This is a genomic window from uncultured Exiguobacterium sp. (assembly GCF_964277885.1).
In the GTDB taxonomy this organism is placed as follows: Bacteria; Bacillota; Bacilli; order Exiguobacteriales; family Exiguobacteriaceae; genus Exiguobacterium_A.
Genome location: NZ_CAXYJR010000007.1, coordinates 13389 through 40117 on the forward strand (window position 1 = coordinate 13389; position 26729 = coordinate 40117).

At 48.5% G+C, this 26729-nt stretch carries 26 protein-coding genes; 18 read left to right on the forward strand and 8 right to left on the reverse strand.

What is annotated here, in order from left to right:
* Nucleotides 1–36: 36 nt before the first annotated feature.
* Nucleotides 37–1029 carry an NAD(P)/FAD-dependent oxidoreductase gene (locus ACHWTJ_RS14105; protein WP_394679882.1) on the forward strand — a complete coding sequence of 331 codons (993 nt, stop codon included), beginning with the start codon at nt 37–39 and terminating at the stop codon, nt 1027–1029.
* A gap of 51 nt (nt 1030–1080) precedes the next feature.
* Here the strand turns inward: ACHWTJ_RS14105 and ACHWTJ_RS14110 are convergent, their stop codons facing one another.
* A complete protein-coding gene (locus ACHWTJ_RS14110) occupies nt 1081–1422 on the reverse strand; it encodes a helix-turn-helix domain-containing protein (protein ID WP_255999198.1) in 342 nt (113 codons plus the stop codon).
* Between the two features lie 122 nt (nt 1423–1544).
* Between ACHWTJ_RS14110 and ACHWTJ_RS14115 the strand changes: the two genes are divergently transcribed.
* From ACHWTJ_RS14115 to manA, 11 genes are all read left to right on the forward strand, one after another.
* Complete coding sequence (locus ACHWTJ_RS14115) at nt 1545–2399, forward strand: SDR family oxidoreductase (protein ID WP_394679883.1); 855 nt, start codon at nt 1545–1547, stop codon at nt 2397–2399.
* Between the two features lie 74 nt (nt 2400–2473).
* Complete coding sequence (locus ACHWTJ_RS14120; protein WP_294751885.1) at nt 2474–3328, forward strand: PPK2 family polyphosphate kinase; 855 nt, start codon at nt 2474–2476, stop codon at nt 3326–3328.
* A 190-nt stretch (nt 3329–3518) separates the two neighbouring features.
* A complete protein-coding gene (locus ACHWTJ_RS14125; protein WP_238238429.1) occupies nt 3519–3944 on the forward strand; it encodes a DMT family transporter in 426 nt (141 codons plus the stop codon).
* A 12-nt stretch (nt 3945–3956) separates the two neighbouring features.
* Nucleotides 3957–4619: a Crp/Fnr family transcriptional regulator gene (locus tag ACHWTJ_RS14130; protein WP_294748364.1), complete on the forward strand. Its 663-nt coding sequence runs from the start codon at nt 3957–3959 to the stop codon at nt 4617–4619.
* 12 nt (nt 4620–4631) lie between these two features.
* A complete protein-coding gene (locus ACHWTJ_RS14135; RefSeq protein WP_023466690.1) occupies nt 4632–5102 on the forward strand; it encodes a DMT family transporter in 471 nt (156 codons plus the stop codon).
* A 2-nt stretch (nt 5103–5104) separates the two neighbouring features.
* Complete coding sequence (locus ACHWTJ_RS14140) at nt 5105–5806, forward strand: YjjG family noncanonical pyrimidine nucleotidase (RefSeq protein WP_294748367.1); 702 nt, start codon at nt 5105–5107, stop codon at nt 5804–5806.
* A 107-nt stretch (nt 5807–5913) separates the two neighbouring features.
* A complete protein-coding gene (locus tag ACHWTJ_RS14145; RefSeq protein WP_394679884.1) occupies nt 5914–6351 on the forward strand; it encodes a GNAT family N-acetyltransferase in 438 nt (145 codons plus the stop codon).
* Between the two features lie 36 nt (nt 6352–6387).
* Nucleotides 6388–6870, forward strand: a complete 483-nt coding sequence (locus ACHWTJ_RS14150; RefSeq protein WP_294748372.1) for a GNAT family N-acetyltransferase — start codon at nt 6388–6390, stop codon at nt 6868–6870.
* A gap of 98 nt (nt 6871–6968) precedes the next feature.
* Entirely contained in the window at nt 6969–8036 is a 1068-nt protein-coding gene (locus ACHWTJ_RS14155; RefSeq protein WP_035399298.1) for a YcjF family protein, read from the forward strand.
* Nucleotides 8037–8076: 40 nt separating this feature from the next.
* On the forward strand, nt 8077–8718 hold the full coding sequence (locus ACHWTJ_RS14160; RefSeq protein ID WP_294751879.1) for a peroxiredoxin-like family protein: 642 nt from the start codon (nt 8077–8079) through the stop codon (nt 8716–8718).
* A gap of 177 nt (nt 8719–8895) precedes the next feature.
* On the forward strand, nt 8896–9846 hold the full coding sequence (manA, locus tag ACHWTJ_RS14165; protein WP_294739604.1) for a mannose-6-phosphate isomerase, class I: 951 nt from the start codon (nt 8896–8898) through the stop codon (nt 9844–9846).
* Nucleotides 9847–9887: 41 nt separating this feature from the next.
* Here manA and ACHWTJ_RS14170 read toward each other — a convergent pair whose 3' ends face one another.
* Nucleotides 9888–11222 (reverse strand): sugar phosphate nucleotidyltransferase, encoded by a 1335-nt coding sequence (locus tag ACHWTJ_RS14170; protein WP_294739602.1) that lies wholly within the window; start codon nt 11220–11222, stop codon nt 9888–9890.
* 40 nt (nt 11223–11262) lie between these two features.
* Here ACHWTJ_RS14170 and ACHWTJ_RS14175 point away from each other — a divergent pair, with 40 nt between their 5' ends.
* Nucleotides 11263–11874, forward strand: coding sequence for a response regulator (locus ACHWTJ_RS14175; protein WP_294739600.1), 612 nt, complete (start codon nt 11263–11265; stop codon nt 11872–11874).
* Here ACHWTJ_RS14175 and ACHWTJ_RS14180 read toward each other — a convergent pair.
* The 3 genes from ACHWTJ_RS14180 to ACHWTJ_RS14190 are packed head-to-tail and all read right to left on the reverse strand — an operon-like array spanning nt 11858 to nt 15040.
* Nucleotides 11858–12724 (reverse strand): glycosyltransferase family 2 protein, encoded by an 867-nt coding sequence (locus ACHWTJ_RS14180; RefSeq protein WP_394679885.1) that lies wholly within the window; start codon nt 12722–12724, stop codon nt 11858–11860. The genes ACHWTJ_RS14175 and ACHWTJ_RS14180 overlap by 17 nt on opposite strands.
* Complete coding sequence (locus tag ACHWTJ_RS14185; protein WP_394679886.1) at nt 12721–13860, reverse strand: glycosyltransferase family 4 protein; 1140 nt, start codon at nt 13858–13860, stop codon at nt 12721–12723. The genes ACHWTJ_RS14180 and ACHWTJ_RS14185 overlap by 4 nt, the downstream gene beginning before the upstream one ends.
* A 1-nt stretch (nt 13861) precedes the next feature.
* Complete coding sequence (locus ACHWTJ_RS14190) at nt 13862–15040, reverse strand: hypothetical protein (protein ID WP_294739595.1); 1179 nt, start codon at nt 15038–15040, stop codon at nt 13862–13864.
* 49 nt (nt 15041–15089) lie between these two features.
* Here ACHWTJ_RS14190 and ACHWTJ_RS14195 point away from each other — a divergent pair, with 49 nt between their 5' ends.
* Entirely contained in the window at nt 15090–16262 is a 1173-nt protein-coding gene (locus ACHWTJ_RS14195; protein ID WP_294739593.1) for a glycosyltransferase, read from the forward strand.
* A 54-nt stretch (nt 16263–16316) separates the two neighbouring features.
* Here the strand turns inward: ACHWTJ_RS14195 and ACHWTJ_RS14200 are convergent, their stop codons facing one another.
* Nucleotides 16317–20762, reverse strand: coding sequence for a hypothetical protein (locus ACHWTJ_RS14200; RefSeq protein WP_294748390.1), 4446 nt, complete (start codon nt 20760–20762; stop codon nt 16317–16319).
* A gap of 183 nt (nt 20763–20945) precedes the next feature.
* On the opposite strand from ACHWTJ_RS14200, the gene ACHWTJ_RS14205 reads away from it, so the two are divergent.
* Together ACHWTJ_RS14205 and ACHWTJ_RS14210 are read left to right on the forward strand one after the other, a co-directional pair.
* Nucleotides 20946–21788: a neutral zinc metallopeptidase gene (locus ACHWTJ_RS14205; protein WP_294739589.1), complete on the forward strand. Its 843-nt coding sequence runs from the start codon at nt 20946–20948 to the stop codon at nt 21786–21788.
* Nucleotides 21789–21871: 83 nt separating this feature from the next.
* Nucleotides 21872–22039 (forward strand): hypothetical protein, encoded by a 168-nt coding sequence (locus tag ACHWTJ_RS14210; protein ID WP_294739587.1) that lies wholly within the window; start codon nt 21872–21874, stop codon nt 22037–22039.
* Between the two features lie 61 nt (nt 22040–22100).
* Here ACHWTJ_RS14210 and ACHWTJ_RS14215 read toward each other — a convergent pair whose 3' ends face one another.
* Both ACHWTJ_RS14215 and ACHWTJ_RS14220 read right to left on the reverse strand, forming a co-directional pair.
* Nucleotides 22101–22469, reverse strand: a complete 369-nt coding sequence (locus ACHWTJ_RS14215; protein ID WP_294739585.1) for a nuclear transport factor 2 family protein — start codon at nt 22467–22469, stop codon at nt 22101–22103.
* Nucleotides 22470–22491: 22 nt separating this feature from the next.
* A complete protein-coding gene (locus tag ACHWTJ_RS14220) occupies nt 22492–22974 on the reverse strand; it encodes an Rrf2 family transcriptional regulator (protein WP_394679887.1) in 483 nt (160 codons plus the stop codon).
* Between the two features lie 208 nt (nt 22975–23182).
* Here ACHWTJ_RS14220 and cydD point away from each other — a divergent pair, with 208 nt between their 5' ends.
* The gene (gene cydD / locus ACHWTJ_RS14225) at nt 23183–24913 is read left to right on the forward strand and encodes a thiol reductant ABC exporter subunit CydD (RefSeq protein ID WP_394679888.1); all 1731 of its coding nucleotides are present in this window, start codon (nt 23183–23185) and stop codon (nt 24911–24913) included.
* Nucleotides 24910–26619: a thiol reductant ABC exporter subunit CydC gene (gene cydC, locus ACHWTJ_RS14230; RefSeq protein WP_294739580.1), complete on the forward strand. Its 1710-nt coding sequence runs from the start codon at nt 24910–24912 to the stop codon at nt 26617–26619. Before cydD ends, cydC begins: the two co-directional genes overlap by 4 nt.
* Nucleotides 26620–26729: the final 110 nt, after the last annotated feature.

Sequence of the window (26729 nt, forward strand, 5' to 3'; positions counted from 1 at the left end):
TACTTAGGGAAATGAGGAATATGAGGGGGAAGCGAGATGACAGGGAAACGAATCGGAATCATCGGTGGTGGACTCGCCGGGATTTTTGCGGCACGTCAATTGCAGGCAGCAGGACATGCTGTTGAAATCATCGAAAAAAGCCAGAGCGTCGGGGGGCGAATGGCGACTCGTCGGATTGATGAAGGAACAGCGGATCATGGTGCCGTCTTCTTCACGGTTCGGACGGAAGAGTTAGGACGCGAAGTCGACGACTGGCTTGAGAAAGGGTGGGTTCGTAAATGGTTCGGAACGGATTTTCCACGCTATGTCGCGACGGACGGCATGAATCAACTCGTACAAGCGATTGGTCGAGGGATTCCCGTTCATTTGAATGAACAGGTCACGCATATTACGGCAACAGAAGATGAACTCGTCACACAAGCGACGGATCATCAAGGTGCGTATGATGCGTTACTTGTGACGGCGCCTGTACCGCAAGCATATGAACTGTTGCAGGCTTCTGATCTGGCGCTCGGAGAGGACGATCATGAGCAGTTACGTCAAGTGACGTTCGAGCCGACATTCGTGGGTCTGTTTGAAATCAAAGAGCGACTGACAATCGGGGAAGTCGGCCTACAAGACGAACAACTCGTCGATGGGATGTTAAAACTCGTCAATAATGCCGAGAAACAGATTTCGAAGACGACACTCCTGAGCGTCTATATGACAGCCCGCTTCAGTGAAGACTGGTACGAGCGTCCGGAAGAAGAGACACTCGCTGAAGTCGAGCGGCTGTTACAACAGCAACTCGGACCGGTGACGATTGTTTCGCGTCAGCTCAAACGCTGGCGTTACGCTCAGGCACGCGCGGTTTACCGGACACCACACTTGAAACTGGCGGCACATCCGCTTTGGCTTGCCGGGGATGCGTTCCTTGAAGCCGATGATGCGTCAGGGCGGACGCGCGTCGAGAGTGCTGTCATTTCCGGATTACGCGTCGCAGAGGCGATTGATACCCACTTACGTCAGACGGTGACAGCGACGGAATGAACGACAACATGCACTTCTTTTCTGAATCGAGAAGAAGCGCATGTTTTTTTGTTACTCACGATCATTCCCCTGGAAGTGTTGCTCACTCCAGGCTGCCATTTGGTCAAGAATCGGTAAAAAACTATGTCCGGCATCCGTCAGGGAATATTCAACGCGAGGAGGAACTTCGCCAAAGACGTGTCGTTGAATCAAACCATCCGCCTCGAGCTCGCGAAGCTGACGCGTTAATGTTCCTTTAGAGATGCCTGTTAATTGTTGTAGTTCATGAAAACGATGCGTCCCGTGTGTCAGGTGCCAGAGCAAGATGATCTTCCATTTGCCAGCGACCATCTGTTGGACCCGAGTGACCGGGCAAGCCGTCCGTTGATTAGTTGTTGAATCGAATACAGCCACGTTCATCCTCTCCCATTGGTTCGTTTTGAGGGACCTAGTTTCAGATAAGTGCCTACTTTTTTTAGTGTATCACCTGGCGTATCATGAAGAACAACATCAAACTTCAAAGGAGTGGTTTCATCATGAAATGGTTAATTACAGGAGCAACCGGAAAATTAGGTGCGCGCATCGTGCAACATCTCAGTGAACAAGTCGGCAACGAACATGTAGCGGTTAGTGTCCGTGACGTTGAAAAAGCAGCGTCGCTTGCAGCGCAAGGAATCGACGTCCGGCATGGTGATTTCGATCAGCCGGAAACACTCGGACACGCGTTTCAAGGTATCGATCGTCTGCTGATCATCTCGACGGATGGTGAAGAAGCAACACGGATCCGGCAACATCAAGCCGCTGTCACGGCAGCACAAGCGGCAGGCGTCAAGCTGATCGGCTATACGAGCATCGCTAATGCGGCACAGAGCACGAACGGACTTGCGCGAACACATCGGGTCACAGAAGAAGCGATTCAAGCGACAGGTATCCCGTATGTCTTTTTCCGCAACAACTGGTATCTCGAAAATGAACTCGGAACGATTGATGCCGTTTCACAAGGCGCAGACTGGTTAACGGCAGCAGGCGAAGGAAAAGTCGGATGGGCGTTACAAGATGAGTATGCGCTAGCGATTGCGACGGGGCTGACGCTTGAGCATCCAAAAGCGATCTATGAACTCTCTGGACCGTTGCATACACAAGCAGAACTTGCGAATGCAGTCGGAACAGTGCTTAACCGATCGGTCGCTGTAGATGAAGTAGATGGTGCGACCTATGGCGAGCGGATGCGAGAAGCCGGCTTACCTGACTTCTTGATTCCAATGTTGACGGGTATCCAGGCAGATATCGCAGCCGGAACTCTGGCAGTAGAAAGTACTGATTTTAAAGAATTACTCGGTCGTCCTGTGACGACGCTAGAAGAAGGAGTCCGTCTCCTTTTGAAAAGATAAGTTCATCTGAACGTTTTTAGGGTGAACGAGTAGGGTAAACCCCCTTTAGAAGCAATTAAAGGAGGAGCCTTACCATGAAACTGTCATCCTATCGTGTCAAGGAAGGCGAGCAAGTCTCGTTTTCGAATTACCCGACATCAGAAGAACATAAAATTTCAGAAGCGGAATTACGAGAGAAACGGATTCCGAAAAGTGTCGAGACATTACAAGAGTTACACTGGCGTTTGCATGCCGAAGAAAAGAACGGTGTCCTCGTCATCCTGCAAGCGATTGATGCAGCGGGGAAGGATGAGGCGATCAGCTACATCTTTTCTAACCTAAACGCACAAGGACTCCGGACGATCTCCGTCAAAAAACCGTCGGATACGGAGCAAAAACACGATTATCTATGGCGGATCCACGAAGGTCTACCGGAAAAAGGGGAAGTCGGCATCTTGAACCGCTCCTATTATGAGGAAGTCATTGCGCCACGAATTCATGATTTGCTCGAGGAAGAAGAAAAGCCGGATGACGGAGATGTCTGGCAGATGCGTTATCGCCAAATCAATGACTTTGAACGCTATCTCGTCGAGAACGGCTTCCGAGTCGTCAAGTTCTTGTTTCATGTCTCAAAAGAGGAGCAACGGCAACGATTGTTGACTCGTCTGAAGGATCCAACGAAAAACTTCGAATTCTCGTTCAGTGATATTGAAGAACGCAAGCACTGGGACGAATACCATGAGATTTTTGCAGAGCTTGTCTCGGCGACGTCGACATCGTATGCACCGTGGTACATCTTGCCGGCAGATGACGAATGGTATTCCCGCTATATCGTTACTGAAGTCATGAATGACGTCTTGAAGAAAATTGACCCGCAATATCCGAAGTTATCGGAAGAGGATCAGGAACAGCTGGATGAAGCCATTAAACGATTGGAAGAAGAAGCATAAATCATTTACACCAAAAGCGATTGTTCTCTTGCTGAGAAGAATCGCTTTTTTGATACGCTTGGCTTTGTATGAAATTCTTTTTAGTTATCATAAAGCATGAACTTCTTCACATCTCAGGACAAATGTCCTGTTCAAATCAGAAGGATTCTCGTTAAATGAAAGTATTATGGAACAAGAGAGGAGTATGTACATGCGTGGTGTCTTATTTGCGATTGCCGGTGGCTTTTTCTTGACGCTCCAAAGTGTCGCTAATGCCCGGATTAGTCAAACGATTGGGACGTGGCAAGCAGCGACGATCACCCAGATGACCGGGTTCATCGTTGCGATCCTTTTAGCGATCGTCTTACGGGATCGCAGTTTTTCAGCGATGCGACGTGTCAAACCGCTTTATCTAGCAGGGGGAGCCTTTGCGGCAATCATATTATTCAGCAACATGACGGCGGTCCACCGAATGGGTGTGACCTTGACGATTTCGCTCTTTTTACTGGCACAATTAGCGCTGGCACTCTGGATTGACGGAAGAGGCTGGTTCGGCGTCATGAAGCGACGACTGCGCGGACCACAAATCATCGGTATCGTGATGATGATCGCAGGTATCTTCATCTTAAAAAGCTAAGGGGGAGAAAGCGTGACGGACATTACGACCTATTTAGAACGCTATCAGTTAGAGCATATCTTTGACGCATCGCTACGCAAGGCGATGCACATCCAGACGTTCGCACCGGGTGAGGCTTTATGCCGACAAGGCGATGTTGCGCATGAACTGTACCTGCTCGTCGAAGGGAAATTGAAGATCACGCATATGTCGGCAACGGGGAAACGTCTCGTGTTGTCCTTCAAGCATCCGTTTGATCTCGTCGGTGATATTGAGTTCGTCCGAAAGATTGATTTGATGAACACGGTCGAGGCAGTGACACCAGTGACCGTCTTACGCATTGCCTATCCGGATTTGGAAGAAGCACGTGTCCATCATTCTGCCTTTTTATTATTTTTACTCGAGACGATCACGAAAAAGTTTGAGTTAAAATCGCATACGCTCAGCTTCAATCTGTTGTACCCAGTTGAAGTTCGGCTCGCTAGTTATTTGTTGTCGATGACACCTAATACGGATGCTTTTGCGAGTAAGGAACTCGTCGATGCGGCAGATTTGATCGGGACGAGCTACCGTCATGTCAATCGTGTCTTACGCCATTTCGTCGACGATGGATTGATTCGCCGGACGCAGCATACGATTGAAATTATTGATCGGGACGGGTTGATGGAACGCGTTGGAGAAAGCATTTACGAATGAAAGAGGTGTGACATGGTTACGGGAATCATTCTTGCCCTTTGTGGGGGCATGCTCGTCTGTATTCAAAACACGTTTAACGCAAAAGTCAAAGAACATGTCGGTGCTTGGGCGACGACGACGCTAGTCCTTGGACTCGGATTCCTCGCTTCACTGACGATTGGTTTAATCGTCGAAGGATCACAACTATTTGCCCTAAAAGAGGCACAAACCTGGTTTTGGTTCAGCGGAATCATCGGTGTCGGTGTCGTCCTCTGTGTGACACAAGGCGTTCAACAACTCGGACCGAGTCGAGCGATTTCGATCGTCATGGTATCGCAAATCTTGTTTGCCTTGCTGTGGGATACGCTCGGTTGGTTTGGTTTACAGACCGTTCCGTTCACATGGACGAAAGCACTCGGTGTCCTATTGATTGGTGGCGGCGTGCTGTTATTTCAACTGGGCGGGAAAACAACGACTGTACAACACGTACGAAAAGGAGCTTGAATATGTTTTACACGACAATATTATTCGATATTGACCATACATTACTCGATTTTGAAGCGACGGAACGGATTGCCTTTCGCCGCCTGCTCGAGCAACAAGAGTTGCAGTGGACGCCGGAGCGAGAAGCGCGCTATAAAACACTCAATCAAGCACTTTGGAAAGCACTCGAACGAGGCGAGGTGACACGTGAGGAAGTCATTCACTCACGGTTCGTGACGTTCTTCGCGGAAGAAGAACGGACGGTCGACGGACGAGAAGTTGACGAAACGTATCGCGGCTATCTCGCACAAGGAACAGAATTGATTCCGGGTGCAACGGCGCTACTTGAGCAGCTAACCGGAAACGTCACAATGTATGTCGTCACGAACGGTATTTCGAAGACACAACGCGCACGGCTCGATGGCGCTGGATTAACGGATTTCTTTGAAGGGATTTTCGTTTCAGAGGAGACGGGTTTTCAAAAGCCAATGGCAGGATTCTTCGACCACGTATTTGCGCAGATTCCGCAATTCGACCCGGCGCGAACGATCATCGTCGGGGATTCCTTGTCAGCTGATATCGCAGGTGGCAATCAAGCTGGTATCGCCACATGTTGGTTTAATCCAGACGGAAAATCAGCGACGGATATCAAGCCGACATTTACGATTACATCGTTAGCCGAACTACCTGCGGTGCTTGAAAACGCAGCAGTTCTTCAACAATGAATTAAACCAACCGATAGGAGAGAGAAGGAAAGGGGGCGATCACTGTGCAACGATGTGATCAACAGACGCTGGAGGCAACTCCCGTCTAACTAAAAGGGGAAATGAACATGATTCAACTTGTACCGGTAACGGCAGAGAACTGGGAAGCGTGTTGTGAGTTGACATTGACAGCAGAACAGCAAGACTTCATGGAAACGAACGTCTACTCGATCGCGCAAGCGAAGTTCGAACCGAGCCTTGTCCTTCGGGCGATCATTGCAGGTGGAGCAGTCGTTGGTTTTGTGATGTACAACACGGAACTAGAAGAACTCGATGGTTACTGGATTTACCGCATTATGATCGATCAGACACAGCAAGGAAACGGGATCGGACGATTAGCGATGCAAGCCGTAATTGACGAGATGCGCGTGTTACCCGCAGCCAAACGAATCGTCGTCGGCTATCGGCCGGATAATCAGGCGGCACACCGTCTGTATGCAAGTCTCGGCTTCATCGATCACGGGGATCGATTCGGTCGGGAAATGGCGGTGCGATTAGAAGTATAAAACTTGATGAGATGATGAACGAATAGAGGAGACACCATGCATATTCGACTAATGAAAGAATCGGATTATCCAGAAGTCGTCCGGATCTACGAACAAGGAATAAAGACGGAGAAGGCGACGTTTCGCACGGAAGCATTACCGTACGAAGAATGGACGAAGCATCACCACGCACACAGCCGCCTCGTTGCGATGGAAGACGAGCAACTGCTCGGCTGGGTCGCGTTAAGTCCATTCTCTTCGATTCCGGCATACGCCGGTGTCGCTGAAATCAGCCTTTATATCGCCGAAGAAGCGCGCGGCAAAGGTGTCGGCACACGCCTGATGGAAAACGTCATTCAAGCAAGTGAAGCAGCAGGCATCTGGACCCTGCAATCGCAAGTCTTTCCGGAAAATCAAGCGAGTCTGCGCCTTCATGAACGATTTGATTTTCGCGAAGTCGGTCGCCGGGAGCGAATTGGTCGGCTTGGTGGCAGATGGCGCGATACGGTGTTGCTCGAGCGACGCAGCACATATCTTTAAAAACAGGCAAGTGGACAAGAGGTTCACTTGCCTGTTTTGTATTGAAATCAATAGATAACGGGAAAAGACAGACAGCAGAAGAAGGGGGAGGGATCACGATGGATGATTTTTTTGGTGAAGGACTTGAGACCAATCAGCAAAAGCGGAAACGCAAACTGGAGGAAATCTTTGATCAGTCGTTTGAATCGGAGCGACGGGATTTCAATCAATCGCTGGAGCAGGACGTGACGGTTGCTCTGATCGGAGATGTCAATGCGGGAAAATCTTCGACTTTGAACGCGATTCTTGGTCGTGAAGTCGCAACGGTCGGGGCGCGCCCGGGTGAAACGGTCCGGATTGATCAAGTCCGGCAGCACCCGGAAGATAAAGTCATCTTCGTCGATACACCAGGATTGAATGATGCCAATACACAGAACTCGGAAGCGACGTGGACGTACTATCAAAGTGCCGATGTCATCCTTTACTTTTTAAATGCGGCAGGTACTGTTTTATCTGAGACGGAGACGAAGAATTTCCGTAAGATTTATCAACATAACCAAAATGTCTTGATCGTTGTCACGAAGATGGATGCGACGGATGATGTCGATACGATCGTCCAGCATATTGCAGAAAAACTACCAGGACCCAAAATCATTCCCGTATCAGCACGAGAAGGAACGAACATCGATCGGCTCCGCCGGGAGGTCCTCGATATCTTAAAAAAGTTCGACAAGGATAATGTGTTCGTTCGCCAGATGGATCCGACCGTTCGTGGGAAGATCGCCAACAACTGGATCGTCGGTGCCGGAACAGCCGCTGGTGCGATCGGTGCCGTCCCGTTCCCGGGAGCTGATATCATTCCGTTGACTTCAATTCAAATCGGCTTGATGCTCAAGTTATCGAATCTGTATGAACGACAGTTATCCAAGGAGAGTGCGAAGGAATTGCTTGTCGTGACAATCGTCGGAAACTCCGGAAAGACTGCTTTTCGGCAAATGGCGAAGCTAGTTCCGGGGTATGGTGCCGTCATTGCCGCGGGAGTCGCTTCGACTGCCACCCTTGCACTCGGATACGGAACGAAATATGTCTATGAGAATAAGCTCGAATTAACACCGGAACAACTGATGGGATTTGTGAAACGATTCCGGAAGAAGGCAGAAGAGTCGTCAGAAGAGACAAACGAGTAATCTCCCTGTTATTCTATACAGCAATAAAGGGGGAGAACACATGACACGCTTACTCGAAGAAATCAAACAGTATCAATCAGAGTTCCGACAAAAGGCACCTGCTGAGAAACAACGGTTGATGGCGGAAGCGACAGCTGAGCTGGATGCTTCTGGTATTGCTAAAGGTCTAGGTGTCGGTGATACGATTCCACACTTTACGTTACCCGATGTATCTGGCAAGCCTGTGGCGATCGAGACATTACTCGAGCAAGGTCCTGTCATCTTAACGTTCTACCGGGGTGGCTGGTGTCCATACTGCAATCTCGAGCTTCGCGCGTATGAACGGGAAATCGACCGTATTCGTGCGCAGGGAGCGACTGTCGTTGCGATCAGTCCGGAGACACCTGAATTTGCTGAGCAGACAGCAAACAAGAATGCGTTAAGTTTCCCTGTCTTAAGTGACGTTGATTTACATGTATCCCGTCAATTTGATTTGGTGTTCGACCTGCCAGATTATTTGATTGAAATTTACAAAGCATCGGGACTTGATGTAGCGAAGCACAACGGAAATGAGGATTGGCAGTTACCGAAACCGGCGACGTTCATCATTGATACCGGTGGTGTGATTCGTTTCGCTGAAGTATCATCGGATTATACGAAACGAGTGGATCCGCAGACGATCATCGATTATCTCGAACAATAAAAAGAGCTAGCAAACTGTACGAAAACCAACTCCTAGTGATGCACTAAGAGTTGGTTTTTTTATGATTCAATCTGTTTTATTTGGATAATATAGACATAAAAATGGGTATAAAGAGGTAACCAAACGTATAGATGGAGGTGAAGCGTCGCTCCTAGTCTATCGGGAGTCCGCGTCGATATGTATGCCATTCAACCAATTTTCAAAGAACGAATTTGGGGCGGTCGACGGTTAGAGGCGTTGTTTCAGTTTGAGTTACCAGAAGGACAAATTGGAGAATGTTGGACAGCATCCGCTCATGCGAGTGGACGGACGCATTTCTTAGATGGACCTGATCAGGGGAAGACGCTAGATGAATTATGGCAAACGAAACGGACGGAACTGTTCGGTGATTATCTGCTTGACGCCTTTCCGCTTCATGTAAAATTTCTGGACTCGTCCGCGTACTTATCCGTACAAGTCCATCCGAATGATGAGGAGGCACGACGGCTAGAAGGAGAACCATTCGGTAAGAATGAGTGCTGGTATATCTTAGAGGCTGCACCAGAGGCAGAAATCATTCTTGGTCACAATCTACAATCACGAGATGCCTTGTTCCGGTGCGCGCAAGAAAAGGACTGGGAGACGTCTCTTCGGCATCAAAAAGTAAAACCTGGCGAATTTTATTACATTCCGAGTGGTACGATTCATGCTCTAGGACCAGGCATCGTTCTTCTTGAGATTCAACAGATGAGCGACCGGACGTATCGACTATATGATTACGACAGATTAGGAGATGACGGGAAACCGAGAGAATTGCACGTTGAGAAGGCAATCGCTGTCACGACGATTCCAGATGAGCCGTGGACGAACCAACCAGAGACGATCATCAAGGAAGGGGGTGTCATGACGAAGTTGCTTCAAGTACCTTCCTTTACGGTGATCCGTCATGAAGTGATCGGTCGATATACATTACATGATCATCCAGTCTTTCGTTTGTTGACTGTCATCGATGGTAAAGGAGAAGCGCGGCAAGGCAGTCGCGTGATTCCTTTACAGAAAGGAAACCAATTCTTTGTACCGCGTCGAGCGGGAGATTACGAAATAGCGGGATCCGTCACATTCGTGACAAGTGAAGTGTTTTTAGACTAGAGCAGACGAAAGGGCACCGATAAGAGGTGCCCTTTCTAACATCATGGTTTGGACCGGATGGAGGTCGGGAGCGGATAGTTATCTTGTTCCGTCCAATCGATCGAATATTTAATTTCGATCATGATCAGATCTTCTAGTGTGGTCAGCGTATGCGGAACACCTTGTGGGATATGCACGACAGAAGTTGGTCCGAGCTGCTGTGACTGACCATCGATCAGTGCCTCAGCGCGACCTTGTAAGATACTCCATGTCGAGTCGGTATGCGCATGATAATGATGACTGATTTGCTGATGTGCCTTGATATGCAACCGTCGGGTCACGGCATAACGCCCGTCCTCTAGTTGCTGTTGATGTAAAATCGTCGCATAACCCCAGCGTTTCCACTCAAATTGTGGTGGCAAAGTATCATCCGTCAAATATTCCTTTAAAGCAGGTGTCTCATCTTTGGACGCAACGAGGACACCATCTGGACTCACCGACACGATTAAGTTATCAAGTCCGATTCCAAGGACCGGAACCTGTAATTCATTGACGATATGCGTATTTTTCGAATGGAGCATCCGGGCGTTTCCATGAAGCGGATGCGGCATCTCCTCCGTTAATGTATTCCATGTTCCGAGATCTTTCCAGTAACCATCATACCGATGAACGAATAAAGAATCGGTCTTTTCAACAACCGCATAATCAAATGATGTCTTTTCTAGTGCCTCGTAGTTCGAACGGAGCGCCTCGAATGTCGTCGGCACAGCTTGTTCTTCTAGACACTGCATTAAGAAGTCAAGGCGACAGGCAAAGACACCACAGTTCCATAGTGCACCTTGTTCGATTAAGTCACTCGCGACTTCAACGGTCGGTTTCTCTTGGAAGCGATCGACGATGGACATATTGTCGGAAGTCTGCGGAATGATATAGCCATATTTTGATGTCGGATGCAACGGTTCGACCCCCATTAAATGAAGCGCATCCGGATGTTCTTGGACGGCTTGGTCCAGTTGTTCGAAGCGTTCAAAGAACGATAGTTCAACGTAAGGATCGACCGGCATGATGATGATCGTCTCTTCTAAATCAATTCGTTCTGCGAGATAACTTGTCGCAAGCATGATCGCAGGGAACGTATCGCGACGTGACGGTTCTTGAATGATGGACGTTCGGAATCCAAGCTGATTTTCGATTGCATCGACTTGTGAACTCGTCGTCGTAATGACAGTCCGGTCGTCCAGACCGACTTCCTGAAGCTGCTGAAAGACGCGTTCCATCATCGATTGTTTATTGCCATCGCGATCTTCCAGGATTTTTAAGAACTGTTTCGAGTTCAAATCGTTCGAGAGCGGCCAAAGCCGTTTTCCGGATCCACCTGATAGTAAAAGAATATACATTGACGACCATCCTTTCTTTTTAAAACGGAGGCGATAGCATATGGCACTTTATCTATTAGTTGACTCACATGAACCGACACGACGGATTTTACGTCGTAAACTACTGGCAGCGGGACAAGACGTACAGGAAGCAGGATCAGGAGAAGAGGCGTTGGAACAACTCAGCAACTCCGACGTTGATGTCTTGCTGACAGAACTTCGACTTCCAGAAATGGATGGTGTCGAGCTGTTGCGTGCTGCTAAACAACAGGCGCCGTTAACGAAACAAATCGTCTTGACGGATTATATGCAAGTCCATACGTTGCTGGCAGCTGTGAACGCAGGAAACGTCAGTCGGATGATGACGAAACCATTGAAAATTGACGATCGAGTTCTTAGTATCATGACGCGCATCGGAGATGAGGTCGTGGAAACGAAACAACGTAAACGGAATCTGGGACAACATTTTACTGATGTGTTAATCAATTCAAATCGTCCGTATTGTCTCTTTTACGAAGATGGATCAATCATCAGTCAACGTGCCCTGACGATTGATCATCATGAACAGATTCTAGAAGACCAAAACGGTATTCATCGATTCGAATTCCCGACGCAGTTCGGAACGTACATCCTCTATCAGTCACTTACTGGCAGTCTTACGAAACCCGTTTGAAGAAGAGGGATTCTACACCAATGAAGCTAAGACGTAAGTACATGTAGATGACACCAGCGGTCAGTAGTGGATGACGACTATATTTTTTTAAATTAGCCTGATGATAGAGAACGGGACGGAAGAAATACCAACGTCGTAAGGCTTTCATGAAGCCACCCTGTTCCGCGTCGAGCGTCGCGGGCATGACATCAAAGTAATAGCGTTTCTTTCGAAGCAGGTCATTTAATTCGACCTGCTTTTCGTTGTGGTGTACGTAAGTGAACGTCGCACGGCGAATGATTCCGCCTTGTTCTAAATAACGGATCGTCGGCTGCGTCTCTTCGAAACTGATTTGCGTCGGATCAATCTCGCCCGAGGCGACGTACGCCTCGAGCCGCCAGAAGCGCGCGGCTTCCATCGTATGCGTGTCGAGTTGATCCGTTGGGACGTTAAACAGGTTACGCTCAAAGACCTTCACTTGACTGAAGTAATTATCAAAATCACTGTACGCGCGTTCGGGAATGACGAGTGCTCCGACCTCTAAATGTGCCTGAAGATATAAGAGGCAGCTTTTTAATAACTGTTCTTCAAGTACCATATCGGAATCAATGATGTAGAGGTATTCGACATCGTATTGCTTTAAGCGATCAATGGCAGTCTTGCGAGCGATACCTCGTTCACCGTGCGGTAGCGCAAGCACTTCGAATCGCGTATCATTTGCGGTCAATCGACGCATCGTCGCGACAGTCGAATCGGTCGAACCATCATCCGTGATGACACAAAGGAAAGAAGCCTGTTGTGTCTGAAGTGAGCGGATCGTTTCCGTGATGATTGCTTCATTTTCGTATGTGGACATAGCGATTCCAATCATGAAAAATCCTCCTTCAGTGCGACAGGTATTAATTCGCGTTGCAACCAGTTTCGAAACCCTTGACCTGTATGATCCCAGTGCAAGGTCTGAGCGAAACGATGACCGGCTGCTTGAATCATTTCGTATTCTTCCGGGTCACGTAAGCAGGCACGCATCTCGGCAGCGAGTGCGCCCGGCGTCTGACTTTTGGCCATGTAACCAGTCATACCGTACTGGACGGCGTCACGCAGTCCAGGGGCGTCATAGACGATCGTCGGTGTACCGACAGCTGCCGCTTCACTGACCGTCAGACCCCAACCTTCTCGTTTGGAGGGAAACAGGAGCGCCGTCGCGCGACTCATCCGTTCGAGCTTTTCTTCCTCACTGACGAATCCGAAATAGGTGATGGCCTCACGCATCTCTTCCGGAACGATTGGATGAAGGTGCTCGGTGATATACGCCTCGTCTTTCTTTCCAATGACCCAGAAACGAGCGTCAGGGTACTCCCGTTTGACGATGACGAAAGCTTGGAGTGCATCATTGATTCCTTTATAGGCAGACATCCGTCCAGCGTATAAAAAAGTTGGATGTGTTTCTTTTGGCTTCCAGTCCTCCTCGTTCCATGGGGTAAAGGAGAGACCTTCTGGTAGAATCGTTACGTCGTCCTTGGAGAAACCAACAGCAAGCAGGTCGTCTGCTGTGGATTGACTGACCGTCAACGCGCGACCGGTCCGGTAAAGCTGCAGACGTGGCGTCTCCGTCCATTCGCCGACGTATGAAAATGGAGGACGAACATTGATTTGCCAGATTTCACGTGTCAGTTGATGAATGAAGAGGGCACGTTTCGCTAATGGAACATACAAGGGTGTGAAAAAGTGATGCGTGTTCATCTGGTCGACGACTAAATCAATCGTCGCAGCATGCGACTGATAATAAGAAAAGGCGAGCGGAATGACAGAAAGTGCAGTACCTCTCCGAATATAAGTGATTCCGTCCAAGTACTCGACATCATGTCCGCCTTCGAATGCGGGAGAAAAATGGGTAATTTCATAGTCGTCACTAACACGTCGGAGCATCTCGTGGGTGAACACTTCTGCGCCACCTGCTTTCGGGTGTTTGATATCGCGCCAAGATAAAAAAAGTAGATAGGGTTTCATGTTATGCCTCCTTCACGGGATCGGGGTGTCGAGGTAAGGTGAAACGTAAGATCAGGGCGCCAAGTAAAAAGACACCTGCTTGTGCAAGCAACCAAATCTCAACGGTCGAGTGAAATGTCGTCAAAACAAGGACGAACAGAATCAGAATCAGCCAGTAGCCTTTCAAGTAACTAGTTCGATGTAGGGAAAACTGGACGAGTGCCTCGTATTGAATCAATGTGATGCCGACATAAACGAAAACCATATATTTGATGTAATGAGTTGCCATGTCGTAGCCGCTCCCGAATAGAAGCGGAATCAGGTAAGGAACGATCGTCCAGTACACCAAAACAGCAAGAACGAGTCCACCTAACAAGATACGGTAAAAGCGCCGCTCCCAAAGAAGAAAGGCTTCATCCTGACTTTTTTGACTTAAGCGCGGCAACAATAATTGGGCGAGTGATAACGCGACGAATAACAGGAGTTGACCGAAGCGTAAGGCAACGGAATAATCTCCTGCGAACTGCGGAAAATAACGGGTGACGAGGAGACTATCAAGTGTAAAGAAGAGCGTCATGACGATCTGTGTATGGATCATATGGACGAGTCCATTCGCCTGGATTTGCCCGCTACTAACCGGGAACGTGACTTGTATCAGGCTTAATAGGTAGGACGCAATCATGCCGGCCAAGATGAACAACAGTGCATAACTGATGTTCGTTTGCTGAATCAAAAACCATGTGGCTAGGACTTTGACGACGGATTCGATGTAATACGAGAGGTTTAGGGCATAGAAGCGTTCAGTCGCTTGTAAGACACCACGACGAAAAGACAGAAGGATATGAAACACGATGATGAAATAAACAATTAGTAGGTTTATTTTGGCAAAAGGCAGGAAATAAGGTAATGCATAAAGTAAAATAAGTAAAAAGCATCCTGTGACCACCAGTATACGAAAACGGAGCTTTTGATAATCATTTGTCTTCTGTTGACTGTAGTCACGTGTCACGGTCCATTGTAAAGCGCCACCGATGATGAGTAGAAGACCTAAGAAAGCTAGATAAGCATTCAGTAATCCGTAGACAGCACTAGAAAGCTCACGGGCTAATAGTAAATGATAGGCATAGTTCACGAGATTCAACGCTACATCGAGAATCGGAAAAATCAACAGGACGGCATGTCGCTGAATGAAACTTGTCATGGAGCCACCTCCCATCAGTCAGAGCTGTTTTACGGAAAGGATGAAACTTATGAGTCAAGGACATATTGCTGTTTTCACCGATCACTCGCGGCATATTCCATACGAATCTTTGATTTCTTATTATCCGGTTTTGTTTTACACACAACCTGGCAGATGTCCTGCCTCGTTTAAACAAATCGCTAGCACTGAAATTCAAGAAGCAGAAGAACACGAGATTCTGTTGTATGTCGTCGACTATAAGACACGTGAAGAGGAGCTTGCGATCGCCAATCAGATTCGAGCTGTACGTCCACGTTCCAAAATCCTGTTGATTAAAGAAGCCATTCGTTTAAAGGGAGATTTTCCGTATCACACGGTTCAAGGAGACGGTATGCTTCGCTTGTTTTCTTATCGCCCAGCCTATCCGAATGAATTGTTTGCTGAAATCCAGCATATCATCCATCCTGAATATCCCATTTTAAAGGATACTATAGCCTTTATATTGCCAATATTTAACGAAGAGAAACGTTTTAATTATGTAAAAGATTTTTTAGAGTCGCTTGCGACCTTCATCAGCGAAGACTACATCCACGCTTCGATCAATTTCTTTGATGATGCTTCATCAGATCGATCGAAAGCACTCTTACAGGAGTATCGCTCGATCGTCATGGAAGCGACCGATACGTTATTCACGGTCGGATATCTAGAAGTACACCAGGTCGAACGAAATACACGGAAGGCCGGTCTGTTCATCGAGGGAATGAAAAACGTCTCGAGTGATTATTATGTCTTCGTCGATGCGGATAACTCGTTTCGAATTGAAGACATCGCGCGGTTGCTGACGATCGCCCAGGAAGGATATTATGACATCGTCGTCGGGACGAAGGATTTGACGATCGAAGACCGGGGAGCCGTCCGGCGTTTCATGAGCTTTGGAAAACGAAATCTGACACGGTTCTTCTTACCGAAAGGGGTGACCGATTCACAGACCGGTCTGAAGATCATCAACCGACGGGTCGTCCATCGTCTGTTGCCTTATCTACACGTCGAGAGTGGTCTCGCAATTGATTTAGAGCTGATGTATGCAGCGAAAAAAGAACGCCTACGGGTCTACCAACAACCGGTGACCTGCATCGAGCGCGAAGGATCGCATGTCAATCTCGTCAAGGATTCCGTTGCGTTCTTGAAGACGATGGTCAGCTTGTATCAGCGCCACCGGAAAGACGAAGTACCGGTCAAATGAAAAGGACAATGGGGACCGAGGGGTCTCCATTGTCCTTTTAGCTTTTTAGATAGACTATTTCTGGTTTCGTTTCAGACGAGGAAGACGTTGCTTGAACACGGACGATAGGCGTTGTCGTATAGCTAGACCACGATTGCTTGTCATGAAATAAATCAACAAGATACTAAGTGGGAGCGCTAAGACGAGGATGGTCAGTCCGGCGTAATAAATCGGACGCAACACAACGGTCACATGTGCCGTCTTTTCGTTCGAATGATACAACTGACTAACGCCGTTTAATGCCGTATCACCACGCATCGTTTCCTGATCTGTCTGGAGCTTAAATAACGGCGTCGGAGAATCATTGACCGTAAAGCGACCGAGTGGCGCATCACTGTTTATATCCCGTCCCATCTGTGAGGCATCGACGTCAAGCGCACGCGCAGGTTCTGTTGCGAACAGCGTCCCGCTTTGCTCGGAGAGAACGAGTTGATCGACTAGAATCAGTTGATCGTACGGTAGCACTTCTAAATTCTTCAGACGCAATTGCCCAGCCTTTTTCTCATTTCCGCGCGTCCAGATATGCAACTGCATCCGGACGGTCTTCTTCGGTGGAATGACGATTTGTTCATAATGGTTCCACTGCTTCTTTTTCTTTTCTTCGACTTCATTGATGAAATCCGTACCAATGACACGATCATCTTTATCCAGGTAATACACTTTGAGGTGCCGTTGACGGACATTCTTGCTGACTGCGTCAAACTGAATTAAATATTCGTGATATGGTTTCACCTTCATTTTTTGCGAGGCATAAATATACCAATCACACGAGCAGGTCGGCTCATAATCAATCGTATAGCCGTTTTCGGTCTCACTCGCATCGAACATATCGTCCGTGATCGAGACGCACGTCGCACAATTTGCTGCTGCTTCTGGAGCAGCAAGGGCTTTATCGGTGACGATCTCGTTCGGGTCGAACTTGTGCAGATCCTTCCAATCGACGAGTGATGGCACCTTACTCGCATAGGATAGTTCTAACTGATAGCGTCCCTTCGCAAGTGGGATATTGGATAACTTCACATCGTATAACGCTTGGTAAACATCACTCAACTCGGTCATCCGGTACGGAAACGCTAAGTGTAGCGGATCGTACGTCACCGTCTGATTACCGATCTGCTGTTGGTGTTTTTGACCATTTAGAATATCTGCACGAGACAAAGTGCGTTCGAAGACGACCTGCTTTCCGTCTTGGATTTTGACAGTGATCCGACCATCATTGCCTGGCGGTGGAGTCAACATCAACTGGAGTTGATAGTCGGTCGCTTCCCGAATATCAATCGAACGCTGTAAACGTCCACGTTGCGCAGCGATTCCTTTCCCGAAGCTTAGTCCGGGATAGTTTCGCTCCGACTGCAAGTGACCGGTGTAATCGAATCCGGTCTCTGGCTCGAGTACCATCAAGGTCTTCGTGAAGGCGAGTGTATCATCGACGCGTTTTCGTAAAGCAGTCAGCTTTTCTTCCGGAATCAGAACGATATTTTGGATGGCATTGAAGCCTTCCGTGTTCGTCACACTGAGCGTCGCAGGACCGCTCGGCGTCGTGAACGAGCCGAGCGGAACCCAAGCGAGTTTAGCACCGGATCGTTGTCGAGTTGGAATCGTGACGCCTCGTTTATTGAAGGTCAAATCGAGTTGCCCGCCTTTTTGGTTCAGCAGCACGCGGGCAAAACCAGCGTAACGACCGGCAGGCAAGTCTTTCGTCATCGTAAACGTGTTTGGAATCATATAATCCTCATAGCTAAAGATTTTAATATCATGGACCCACCAATACGTTTTCCGCTCAGGACGTTGGAAGCTGAGTAGATCAATCCGCATCGTTTTTGCGTTTCGTGGTGTGACATATTCACCTTGTAAGTGAATCGCATCGACATCACCGGAATCATGCGGAGCGACGACATACGTTTGATTCAGCTCGCGATCCTTCTCATCAAAGAACCGGACCTTGACATGGAGCCGGTCGACACCGCGACCGCTCGCTGTGATATCAAAGCGGTAGGCGTTATTCGGTCGTGCCGGTAGCTTACCGGATTTCGCGACTTGCCAGATGTATTTCGGATCACCTTCCGCGACTTCCGCATGAAGGACAGGCAGGTTATTATCTTTTGACATCGGATTCGGAGATAAGTCGACGATGTCTGGGTTATCGGCTTTGAAGAACGTCTCATCCTCAAGCATGGAATTAAAGGAGGCGATCTGCTTCGCCTTTAATCCGTCTAATTTGTAGACCGGCGCGTCAATTCGGGCAGAAGCAAACGAGAGACCAATTCCGTCTCCAAAGTCGAGATCAAACGACGGATTCGTCATGCCTTGCGTCCGTAAATACCAGCGCCAGTCATTGTTGGCGAGAAACGTCTTACCCCAGTTCAGGAAGGCATTGGCTGAATCAATCGCATCGAACGGTTTCCAGTAGTATTCGTCCGATACCTGACTGAGGACAAGGTCGTTTTCCTCGATCATCTCGACGAGATCACCCTTTTTCATCCAGGATAGGCTGTCCTGATGTGCTTGTGTCGCATACAAAATCGATTGACGCCCGAGATTGTATCCATCCAGTGTCGGGTAACTAATCGACCGTTCGAGCCCATAGGGGGTCAAAATCAGTTGTGGAACGGTTCGTGTATCAAGCGGTGCGATCAAGTCGAATAAGGTGAACAAGCCGACTTGTTTCGTCTGCACTAGATCACGTTGTTCCTGCAGAACCTTTAGATTGAAGTCTTGTCGATCCTTCATCCCCGTGTATTCATCGCGGTAGGCGAATTGCTTCAATCCGAACGCTTTTGCGATCTGTCCGGCTTGTTCCGAGCGACCGGTGTCGAGTAGATATTGCATGAACGTCATCATGTAACCAATCGTCGGTGATGCTCCTTCATGATGAAAGACGGTATCGTGTGCCGACGTATAGACTTGTACGTCACCCGTAGCCTTGATTTCGCCACCTTTTCGTGGATTTTGATTCCAGCGTGGAGTCGCGATGCCGGTACTTGGTTGCGTCATCTCGTCCGCAATCGGGAATTGCAACCACTTCCCATTGACTTCTTCTTGGATAGCCGTGTATTCCTTAGGCATCTTGACCGGATGATAAAAACCTTCCATATAGACAGTCCGGTAAGGGAGGAAAAAGCAGGCGACGACGATCAGCGTACCGACGATCGAGACGACCCGGTACAACTTCAGTGGAATCGTCCGGGACGCACGGATAAAGACGGCATTCAATCCGACGGCGAGCAACAAGCTGTAACTGACCATCAAGAGACCAACTAGCTTATTTGGATCGCGGAACATCGCACCAATCAACGGTGTCTTCGTCACGAACAGAACAAATGCATCGGCAACTTGTTCATGGGTACCGGTCGCAAAGACGATCAGCGGAATCGCAAGCAGACTAAAGAACAGATGGATCGGTTGCCGATACGCGACGATGGCTCCTAGTAAAATGAGTAAAAGCGTGATCGCACCACCAATCCAAAACGTCAGCGGTAACGTCGTCAAATCAAACATCGGCCACCAGTAGCTCGTTAAAAATAAAACGTTCGTCCAGCTCGAGTGGCGACTGAACAACATCAACGTATCAGACACATTGATATTGTGTTGTGAAGCTTGTGAGCCGGTCAGAATCGAGCCGACGTACATCAAGAACCAATATCCATTGAATAGTAGAAAAACGAGACCAAACGCACAGGTCGCCCGAACATAAAACCACAGTAACGGTGACCAAATCCGTTCTTTGCGAAGCGTCCAACTCGTCTTTAGGAAAATGAGTCCGACCATGATGCCCATGTAGATCAGCGAGAAGAAGAAATAATGGATCCCGGCCGCCATGAAGGCGAAGACAATCGATAGTCCGGTGATATCAATCCATGTCCGTCGGCTCAACCGATCAGACAAATGAAAACCGGGATCAAGTTGTTCACGAAACTTCGGGTCGAAGATATTGAAGAACAACATCAAAGCGTAAGGAAAGACGGAATAGCCACATAGTAAATAGATATGTTGAATTCGCGTGATCACCCACGGGTTCAAGGCATAAAACAACGCGGCGATCGCGAAAGCAATCAGTGAGAGATAAGAAAAGTGCTTAGAAACATAAACGGAATGGAGCCGTTTCGTAAAAGCAAACATCGATAAAGCAGAGATCGTTAACAGTCCGATGATGAATGACTTGATCAAGACAGGACCGGATGAGCCAAACAATAGACTGAGTAGATAAAACGGTAGGATGTAGAGCAATCGTGCGACATTCAGAAGCGTCGTCGTACTCCAGCGGTTGTTCCAGGCACCGTAGATTTCTTCTAAATAGCGATGGGAGGACAGTCCAAAGGATAGATCGCTGAACGTCACCATACCGGAACGAAACAACGGGAAGCTATAGATTAGGATGAATACAAACATACCAGATAGAACAAGGATGTCCTTACGGTACGTATGCATGAAGTTCTTGAGGTGTTGACGGAACGAGTGCATCGGACAGCTCCTTTCTGCGAAAATCCGTGCTGAACTTCTTCTCTACAGGAGGGCGATATTCCTAGAAATGGATGTACTTATTTTAGCAATGAATACGAGAAGGAACGTCCATCCTAAGACGTAGCGTTACGGACGAATGCTTTCGGGTAAAGACCTACAACGAAACGAGTAGGAGGAAAGCGCATGAAATGGAAGGGAAGAGAACGGAGTTCAAACGTTGAGGATCGACGGGGAATGGGCGGGAAAGGAATTGCCGGCATCGGTGGTGGTGTCGGGATCATCCTGCTGATCGTCATCACTTTGATGGGCGGTAATCCAGCTGAATTACTCGGAGACTTAACCGGCGGGGATCAGCAAAATGCGACGTACGAAGAAACAGCACAGGAAAAAGAAGCAGCGGACTTCGTCTCCGTCGTCTTAGCAGATACGGAACGGGTCTGGACGAAAGAATTCAAAGAAGATGGTAAGACTTACAAAGAACCAAAGCTCGTCTTATATACGGATCAAGTCAGTTCGGCTTGCGGACAAGCAGGGAAGTCCGTCGGTCCCTTTTATTGTCCCGGTGATCAAAAATTATACATTGATTTAAGCTTTTATGATGAACTGCAGACGAAGTACGGGGCACCGGGCGATTTTGCGATGGCTTATGTCATTGCGCACGAAGTCGGACACCATGTCCAGACGTTACTTGGAAAGTCGGACGAGATCATGCCACTTCGAGAGCAAATGAGTGAGGAGAAGTTCAACAAGTACCTCGTTCGATTCGAGTTACAGGCCGATTATTATGCCGGCGTCTGGGCGCATCATGCGCAAGGCGAAAACTTGCTCGAAGAAGGCGATCTTGAAGAAGCGTTGACGGCAGCGAATGCTGTCGGGGATGATACGTTACAAGAGAAGGGACAAGGATATGTCGTACCGGAAAGTTTCACCCATGGCACATCAATGCAACGAGAACGTTGGTTCCAAAAAGGTTTTGATAACGGCACGATCGAAGGCGGAGATACATTTAAAGCGAAGAATCTATAAAACGAAGTAACGACAGGCCTTTTGAAACATCTTCCAGTCGTTTCCGTAAAGAAGAGGGAAGGATTTAAAGGGGAGTGTCGAAGTTGAAGCACATCAGTCTATTTTTGTTGCTCTATACGGCTGTCGTTGTAATGACGTACATCGTGTCACGATTTGCGCCGGACTTGTTGATCTACATGGTCTATTTCGCCATTGCGTCATTACTTGTCATCACAGGCTATTTGTTGAAACGACTCGTACTAAAGCGCTAAATACCAAAAAACCTGTGTTCTGCTTGCGCGGAACACAGGTTTTCGTTGTTTAAAAGCCATCTTATGAACGGAACATCGTCGGATCATCTGGAACGTTCTCCAGGTAAGCGATTCGTCCGTTTTCATCGAGACGTGCGATATCTTTTCCGTCTTGCGTGAAGACACTACCGTCTGCCCGTTTCCCGCAAACTGCCCAGCGTGTTTCGTACGTTCCGGGTGTTGTTTCTTCCCAGCCTGCGTACATGTGCTTAATATCCTGATTCGCCGTGAACACATGACGGACGAACTGTTTCCAAGCGTCGATCCCGTGCTTTGGTTGTCCGTTCAGGATGAACGTGATGTCTGTCGTGAATAAGGAAACGAGATCCTCAAAAGCTTGTGCGTCTGTGCGTGACGCGTCGAATAAGTCAAAATAACGATTTAATACCATAGTAAAAACCTCTTTCTGTTCATTAAAGTGTCATCATCCGGTCTGTGATTAACGCATGCAACCGTTCTAAATGTTCCGGTGGACAGGAGTCGTCGATTGCTTGGCGGATCGAGCCAATCGATTCGCGCTTCAACGTCGATTGCCACGCGTCTTCCGCCTCTGTCATTAGATTCGAGAGTAGACCGATCTCCTGTTCCTGAATTCCCATCAAATCCTCAAAGACACCGCTTGACGCATACAACGTCTGCTTGCCCTCGATCGCTTGATAAACGTCAAAGATTTGAATTTCGTCTGCCGGACGCCGTAAACGAAAGCCGCCTTTGACACCCGGTACGGAATACAACAGATCCGCCTGAACGAGTTTTCGTAAGAGTTTTTGAAAATAGGTTGGCGAGGCACCGAGTTGCTGGCTGATGAATTCACCGGGCAATACAGCGCGATCCGGAAGGAAGGTCAAGAGCAACATCGCGTAGACGGATTGCTCGACCCCGGTTTTCATTTGCATGAGAAGTCCCCTTTCGTTAAACGTGGATAATGTATATCCATAATAGTTTTATTCGAAAGAATTGTCGAGTCATATGCTCTCACAAAACCGTCACACCTTTTCGACAGCATCTGCATGGCATCCCCGTTCCGGATTCGGTATACTGAATGTACGATATGTGAAAATATTCACTAAAAGTCGTTCACACTTTGTGAAAGGACGTTTGTATATGAATCCATTAAAAGGAATCGTCCAGATTCCACGCAGTATTCTCGTTCAATTTATCATTGCAGCTTTCCTGATGGGGGTTGCGGTCGTCGGTCAATCGTATGGCATCGTGTTGACGGTCGATCGGATTTTCTTGAAAGAACAACCGTTTGAAGCCGTTATTCCATTGCTACTCGTTGTCCTCGGGATGCTGTTGCTCCGGGTCGCCGTGACGTATTGGAACGGTCGTCTCGGTACGACGTTATCGGCACACATGAAGCAGGCCCTCCGGGAAGCACTCGTCGCGAAATACACAGGTCGTTCGGTCGAGATGATGCTCCAAGGGCAAGCGGGACAGAAGGTCAGTGTCTTGCTCGACGCTGTAGACGAGATGGACAGCTACTACAGTCAGTACTTGCCGAAAGTTGTCCAGACGACGATTGTTCCCTTGATGGTCTTGATCGCGGCATTCAGCTATGACTGGATCACCGGTCTCGTCATGATGATCACGGCACCGTTCATTCCGTTGTTCTACATCATCATCGGCATCATGACGCAAAAGCGGGCGGATGCTCAACTCGAGAAGATGACGGCGTTCTCAGGAACGTTCCTTGATACGTTGCAAGGACTGACGACCTTGAAGTTATTTGGTCGTGCGAAACGACAACGTGACGTCATCGAAAAAAGTAGTCTTGATTTCCGGGATGCGACGTTAACGGTCTTGAAGCTCGCCTTCTTGTCGTCGTTGATGCTTGAGTTCATCTCGATGCTCAGCATGGGAATGATTGCACTTGAAGTCAGTCTGCGCTTGATTTTGTTCCAAAGCATCACCTTCATTCCGGCGTTCTTGATGCTCGTGTTGGCACCAGAGTACTATCTTGCCTTAAAAGAGATGGGAGCTGCCTTCCATACGGGACGCGGTAGTGTCGCGGCAGCGAAACAGATCGCAGCCGAACTAACGGCAGACGATCGTCCCGTTGCCTTCGGTCAATCAGAACTTTCGATGAACCGTCCACCACGAATCGCCTTGGATGAAGTTGATTTTACGTATCAAGAAGGACGTTTTGCCTTACAAGACGTGACACTTGCGATCGAGCCATATCAAAAGGTGGCGTTGATCGGTCGCAGTGGTGCTGGTAAGTCGACTGTCTTACAGTTGATTGCCGGACTCGCGGATCCAAAAGAAGGACGAATTCTGCTTGACGGGATCGAGCGCAGTCAGGTGGAGGAAGCAAGTTGGTTCCGTCAGTTGAGCTACATCTCGCAACATCCGTATCTGTATGCCGGAACGCTGGCAGAAAACATTGCGATCGGTGAACTCCGTCAAGCGACGCCGGAAGAGATTTTTGAGGCGGCGCAGGCAGCAGGGCTCGAGGAGCTGATTGCGACGTTACCTGAAGGGGTCGACACGGTGATCGGAGAAGGCGGACGTGGTCTATCAGGTGGCGAGAAACAGCGCGTTGCGTTGGCACGCGCATTCTTGAAACGACCGAACGTCATCGTCTTTGATGAACCGACGACAGGACTCGACGTCAAAACGGAGCGACTGCTCCAACAAGCGATCGAACAGCTTGGACAAACCGCGACAGTCATCACTGTCGCACACCGCCTGCATACAATCGAGCGCTCAGATCAAATCGTCGTCCTCGACGGCGGACGAATCGTCGATCGTGGTACGCACGATGAACTACTTGGACGTGATTCGGAGTATGCTCGGATGCGTAGCGTCCAGAGAGGGGAGGAAACACGATGAAGGAACTACTAGGAATCTTTCGTTTGATGGTGCATCAAAAACGCGATATCGCCTGGTCGATCTTCTTCGGTGTCCTCGCTGGAGTGACGGCGGTCGGGTTATTCGCAGCAAGTGGTTACCTCATTTCAAAAGCAGCCTTGTTGCCACCGATCCAGACGCTCGCCGTCTTGATTGCCCTGCAAAAAGTGTCGAGTCTGACGCGCGCCGTCAGTCGATATGCGGAACGCTATTATTCGCACCGGGCGACGTTTACGATCCTCAGTGATATCCGGACGTCGTTTTACCGTCGACTCGAGCCGCTCGCACCTGGTATCTTCGGCAAATACCGGAGTGGGGACTTACTTGCCCGGATCGTCGGAGATGTCGAGAGCCTGCAAAATACGTTCTTACGCGTCCTCTATCCACCAATCGTCTTGTTGCTTGTCTTCTTCTGTACGATCTTTTTCGTCAGTTTCTTCTCGTGGACAATTGCCGGACTGTTATTGCTTGGTCTGATTCTGACTGGCTTTTTGATTCCAGGATGGTTTGCGTACCGTGAACAGCGTTTCGCACGTTCGGTTCGTGTCCGCCGTGGTGATCTGTCGACAGAAGTGACAGAGTTGTTCCAAGGCTATCGTGATTTGAAGATTTACCAGCAACTTGATCAAAAAGAACAGGACTTGAATGCGGTCGCGAAACGGTATGTCGAAGAAGAAAAACGGAATGGGTTACATGCCGTCTCGAACTTGGCATTGAATACGATGGTGACGCTGATCATCTCTTGGCTTGTTCTGGGTGTCGGTGCCTATCTCGTCGCAAGCGGACAGCTCGAAGGTGTTTTCCTCGCGTTACTCGTCATGACATCGCTGACCGTTTTTGAAAATGCGGCACCGATGGCGATTTTACCGGGCTTTTTCGAAGATAGCCGGCATGCTGCGAAACGACTTGATGAAGTCGTGACCGAGCAAGAAGAGCCAACTTATGACACGTTTGTTCTCAATCAGGCACCATCCTTTGAAACGAACGCGTTGGCGTTCACGTTCCCTGATGCACCGCGTCCGGTCTTACGTGACGTCACCGTCTCGATTCCTGCCGGCAAGAAGACGGCGATCGTCGGGGCGAGTGGTTCCGGTAAATCCACGTTACTCCAATTGATGTTACGGATGTATCCAGCGGACGGATTAACGATTGCTGGTCAAGATAGTCGGACGGTTGATCCGGAAGGACTTTGGCAACATGCAAATGTCGTGCTGCAACAGAATCATTACTTTTATGGAACGCTTCGCGACAATCTGTTGCTCGCAAACGAAGCAGCGACGGATGAAGCGATGCGACAAGCACTCGATGATGTCGGATTAACGACGTTCGAGTTGAGTGATCGTGTGTTTGAAAAAGGAGAGAACTTGTCTGGGGGAGAAAAGCAGCGGCTAGCGATTGCTCGTGTGCTCTTGCGGGAAGCCTCGCTTTACTTGCTTGACGAACCGACATCTTCCGTTGATGCTTTGACGGAACAGATGATTCTTACACGACTGTTTGAACGGGCAACGGATGCGACACTTGTCCTCGTTAGCCACCGGTTAGCTGGTCTTGAAGCGATGGATCAAATCATCGTCATGGATCAAGGTCAAGTCATCGAAGTCGGAACGTACGCTGAATTGATGGCGCAACAAGGGGCATTTTATGAGTTAAAACAAGTCGAACAGTCCGTGTTTGCTCCGATTGGATAAAGATATAGGATTGGCGATGACCAAATATGGTACATCGCCTTTTTTAGTTTATAAGGGAGAGCTGAAAAAACATGACAGTCCATCTCTGAAATGGTAAAGTCTAGAAAAAA

Bases quoted from the DNA above. Each gene is read 5' to 3' on its own strand.
- ACHWTJ_RS14170 (WP_294739602.1), bottom strand. From the start codon at position 11,222: ATGTATATTCTTTTACTATCAGGTGGATCCGGAAAACGGCTTTGGCCG.
- ACHWTJ_RS14200 (WP_294748390.1), bottom strand. From the start codon at position 20,762: ATGCACTCGTTCCGTCAACACCTCAAGAACTTCATGCATACGTACCGT.
- ACHWTJ_RS14125 (WP_238238429.1), top strand. From the start codon at position 3,519: ATGCGTGGTGTCTTATTTGCGATTGCCGGTGGCTTTTTCTTGACGCTC.
- ACHWTJ_RS14215 (WP_294739585.1), bottom strand. From the start codon at position 22,469: ATGGTATTAAATCGTTATTTTGACTTATTCGACGCGTCACGCACAGAC.
- ACHWTJ_RS14120 (WP_294751885.1), top strand. From the start codon at position 2,474: ATGAAACTGTCATCCTATCGTGTCAAGGAAGGCGAGCAAGTCTCGTTT.
- ACHWTJ_RS14195 (WP_294739593.1), top strand. From the start codon at position 15,090: ATGAGTCAAGGACATATTGCTGTTTTCACCGATCACTCGCGGCATATT.
- ACHWTJ_RS14180 (WP_394679885.1), bottom strand. From the start codon at position 12,724: ATGATTGGAATCGCTATGTCCACATACGAAAATGAAGCAATCATCACG.
- ACHWTJ_RS14115 (WP_394679883.1), top strand. From the start codon at position 1,545: ATGAAATGGTTAATTACAGGAGCAACCGGAAAATTAGGTGCGCGCATC.
- ACHWTJ_RS14150 (WP_294748372.1), top strand. From the start codon at position 6,388: ATGCATATTCGACTAATGAAAGAATCGGATTATCCAGAAGTCGTCCGG.
- ACHWTJ_RS14175 (WP_294739600.1), top strand. From the start codon at position 11,263: ATGGCACTTTATCTATTAGTTGACTCACATGAACCGACACGACGGATT.
- cydD (WP_394679888.1), top strand. From the start codon at position 23,183: ATGAATCCATTAAAAGGAATCGTCCAGATTCCACGCAGTATTCTCGTT.
- ACHWTJ_RS14135 (WP_023466690.1), top strand. From the start codon at position 4,632: ATGGTTACGGGAATCATTCTTGCCCTTTGTGGGGGCATGCTCGTCTGT.
- ACHWTJ_RS14160 (WP_294751879.1), top strand. From the start codon at position 8,077: ATGACACGCTTACTCGAAGAAATCAAACAGTATCAATCAGAGTTCCGA.
- cydC (WP_294739580.1), top strand. From the start codon at position 24,910: ATGAAGGAACTACTAGGAATCTTTCGTTTGATGGTGCATCAAAAACGC.
- ACHWTJ_RS14155 (WP_035399298.1), top strand. From the start codon at position 6,969: ATGGATGATTTTTTTGGTGAAGGACTTGAGACCAATCAGCAAAAGCGG.
- ACHWTJ_RS14145 (WP_394679884.1), top strand. From the start codon at position 5,914: ATGATTCAACTTGTACCGGTAACGGCAGAGAACTGGGAAGCGTGTTGT.
- ACHWTJ_RS14205 (WP_294739589.1), top strand. From the start codon at position 20,946: ATGAAATGGAAGGGAAGAGAACGGAGTTCAAACGTTGAGGATCGACGG.
- ACHWTJ_RS14190 (WP_294739595.1), bottom strand. From the start codon at position 15,040: ATGACAAGTTTCATTCAGCGACATGCCGTCCTGTTGATTTTTCCGATT.
- ACHWTJ_RS14105 (WP_394679882.1), top strand. From the start codon at position 37: ATGACAGGGAAACGAATCGGAATCATCGGTGGTGGACTCGCCGGGATT.
- ACHWTJ_RS14185 (WP_394679886.1), bottom strand. From the start codon at position 13,860: ATGAAACCCTATCTACTTTTTTTATCTTGGCGCGATATCAAACACCCG.
- ACHWTJ_RS14220 (WP_394679887.1), bottom strand. From the start codon at position 22,974: ATGCAAATGAAAACCGGGGTCGAGCAATCCGTCTACGCGATGTTGCTC.
- ACHWTJ_RS14140 (WP_294748367.1), top strand. From the start codon at position 5,105: ATGTTTTACACGACAATATTATTCGATATTGACCATACATTACTCGAT.
- manA (WP_294739604.1), top strand. From the start codon at position 8,896: ATGTATGCCATTCAACCAATTTTCAAAGAACGAATTTGGGGCGGTCGA.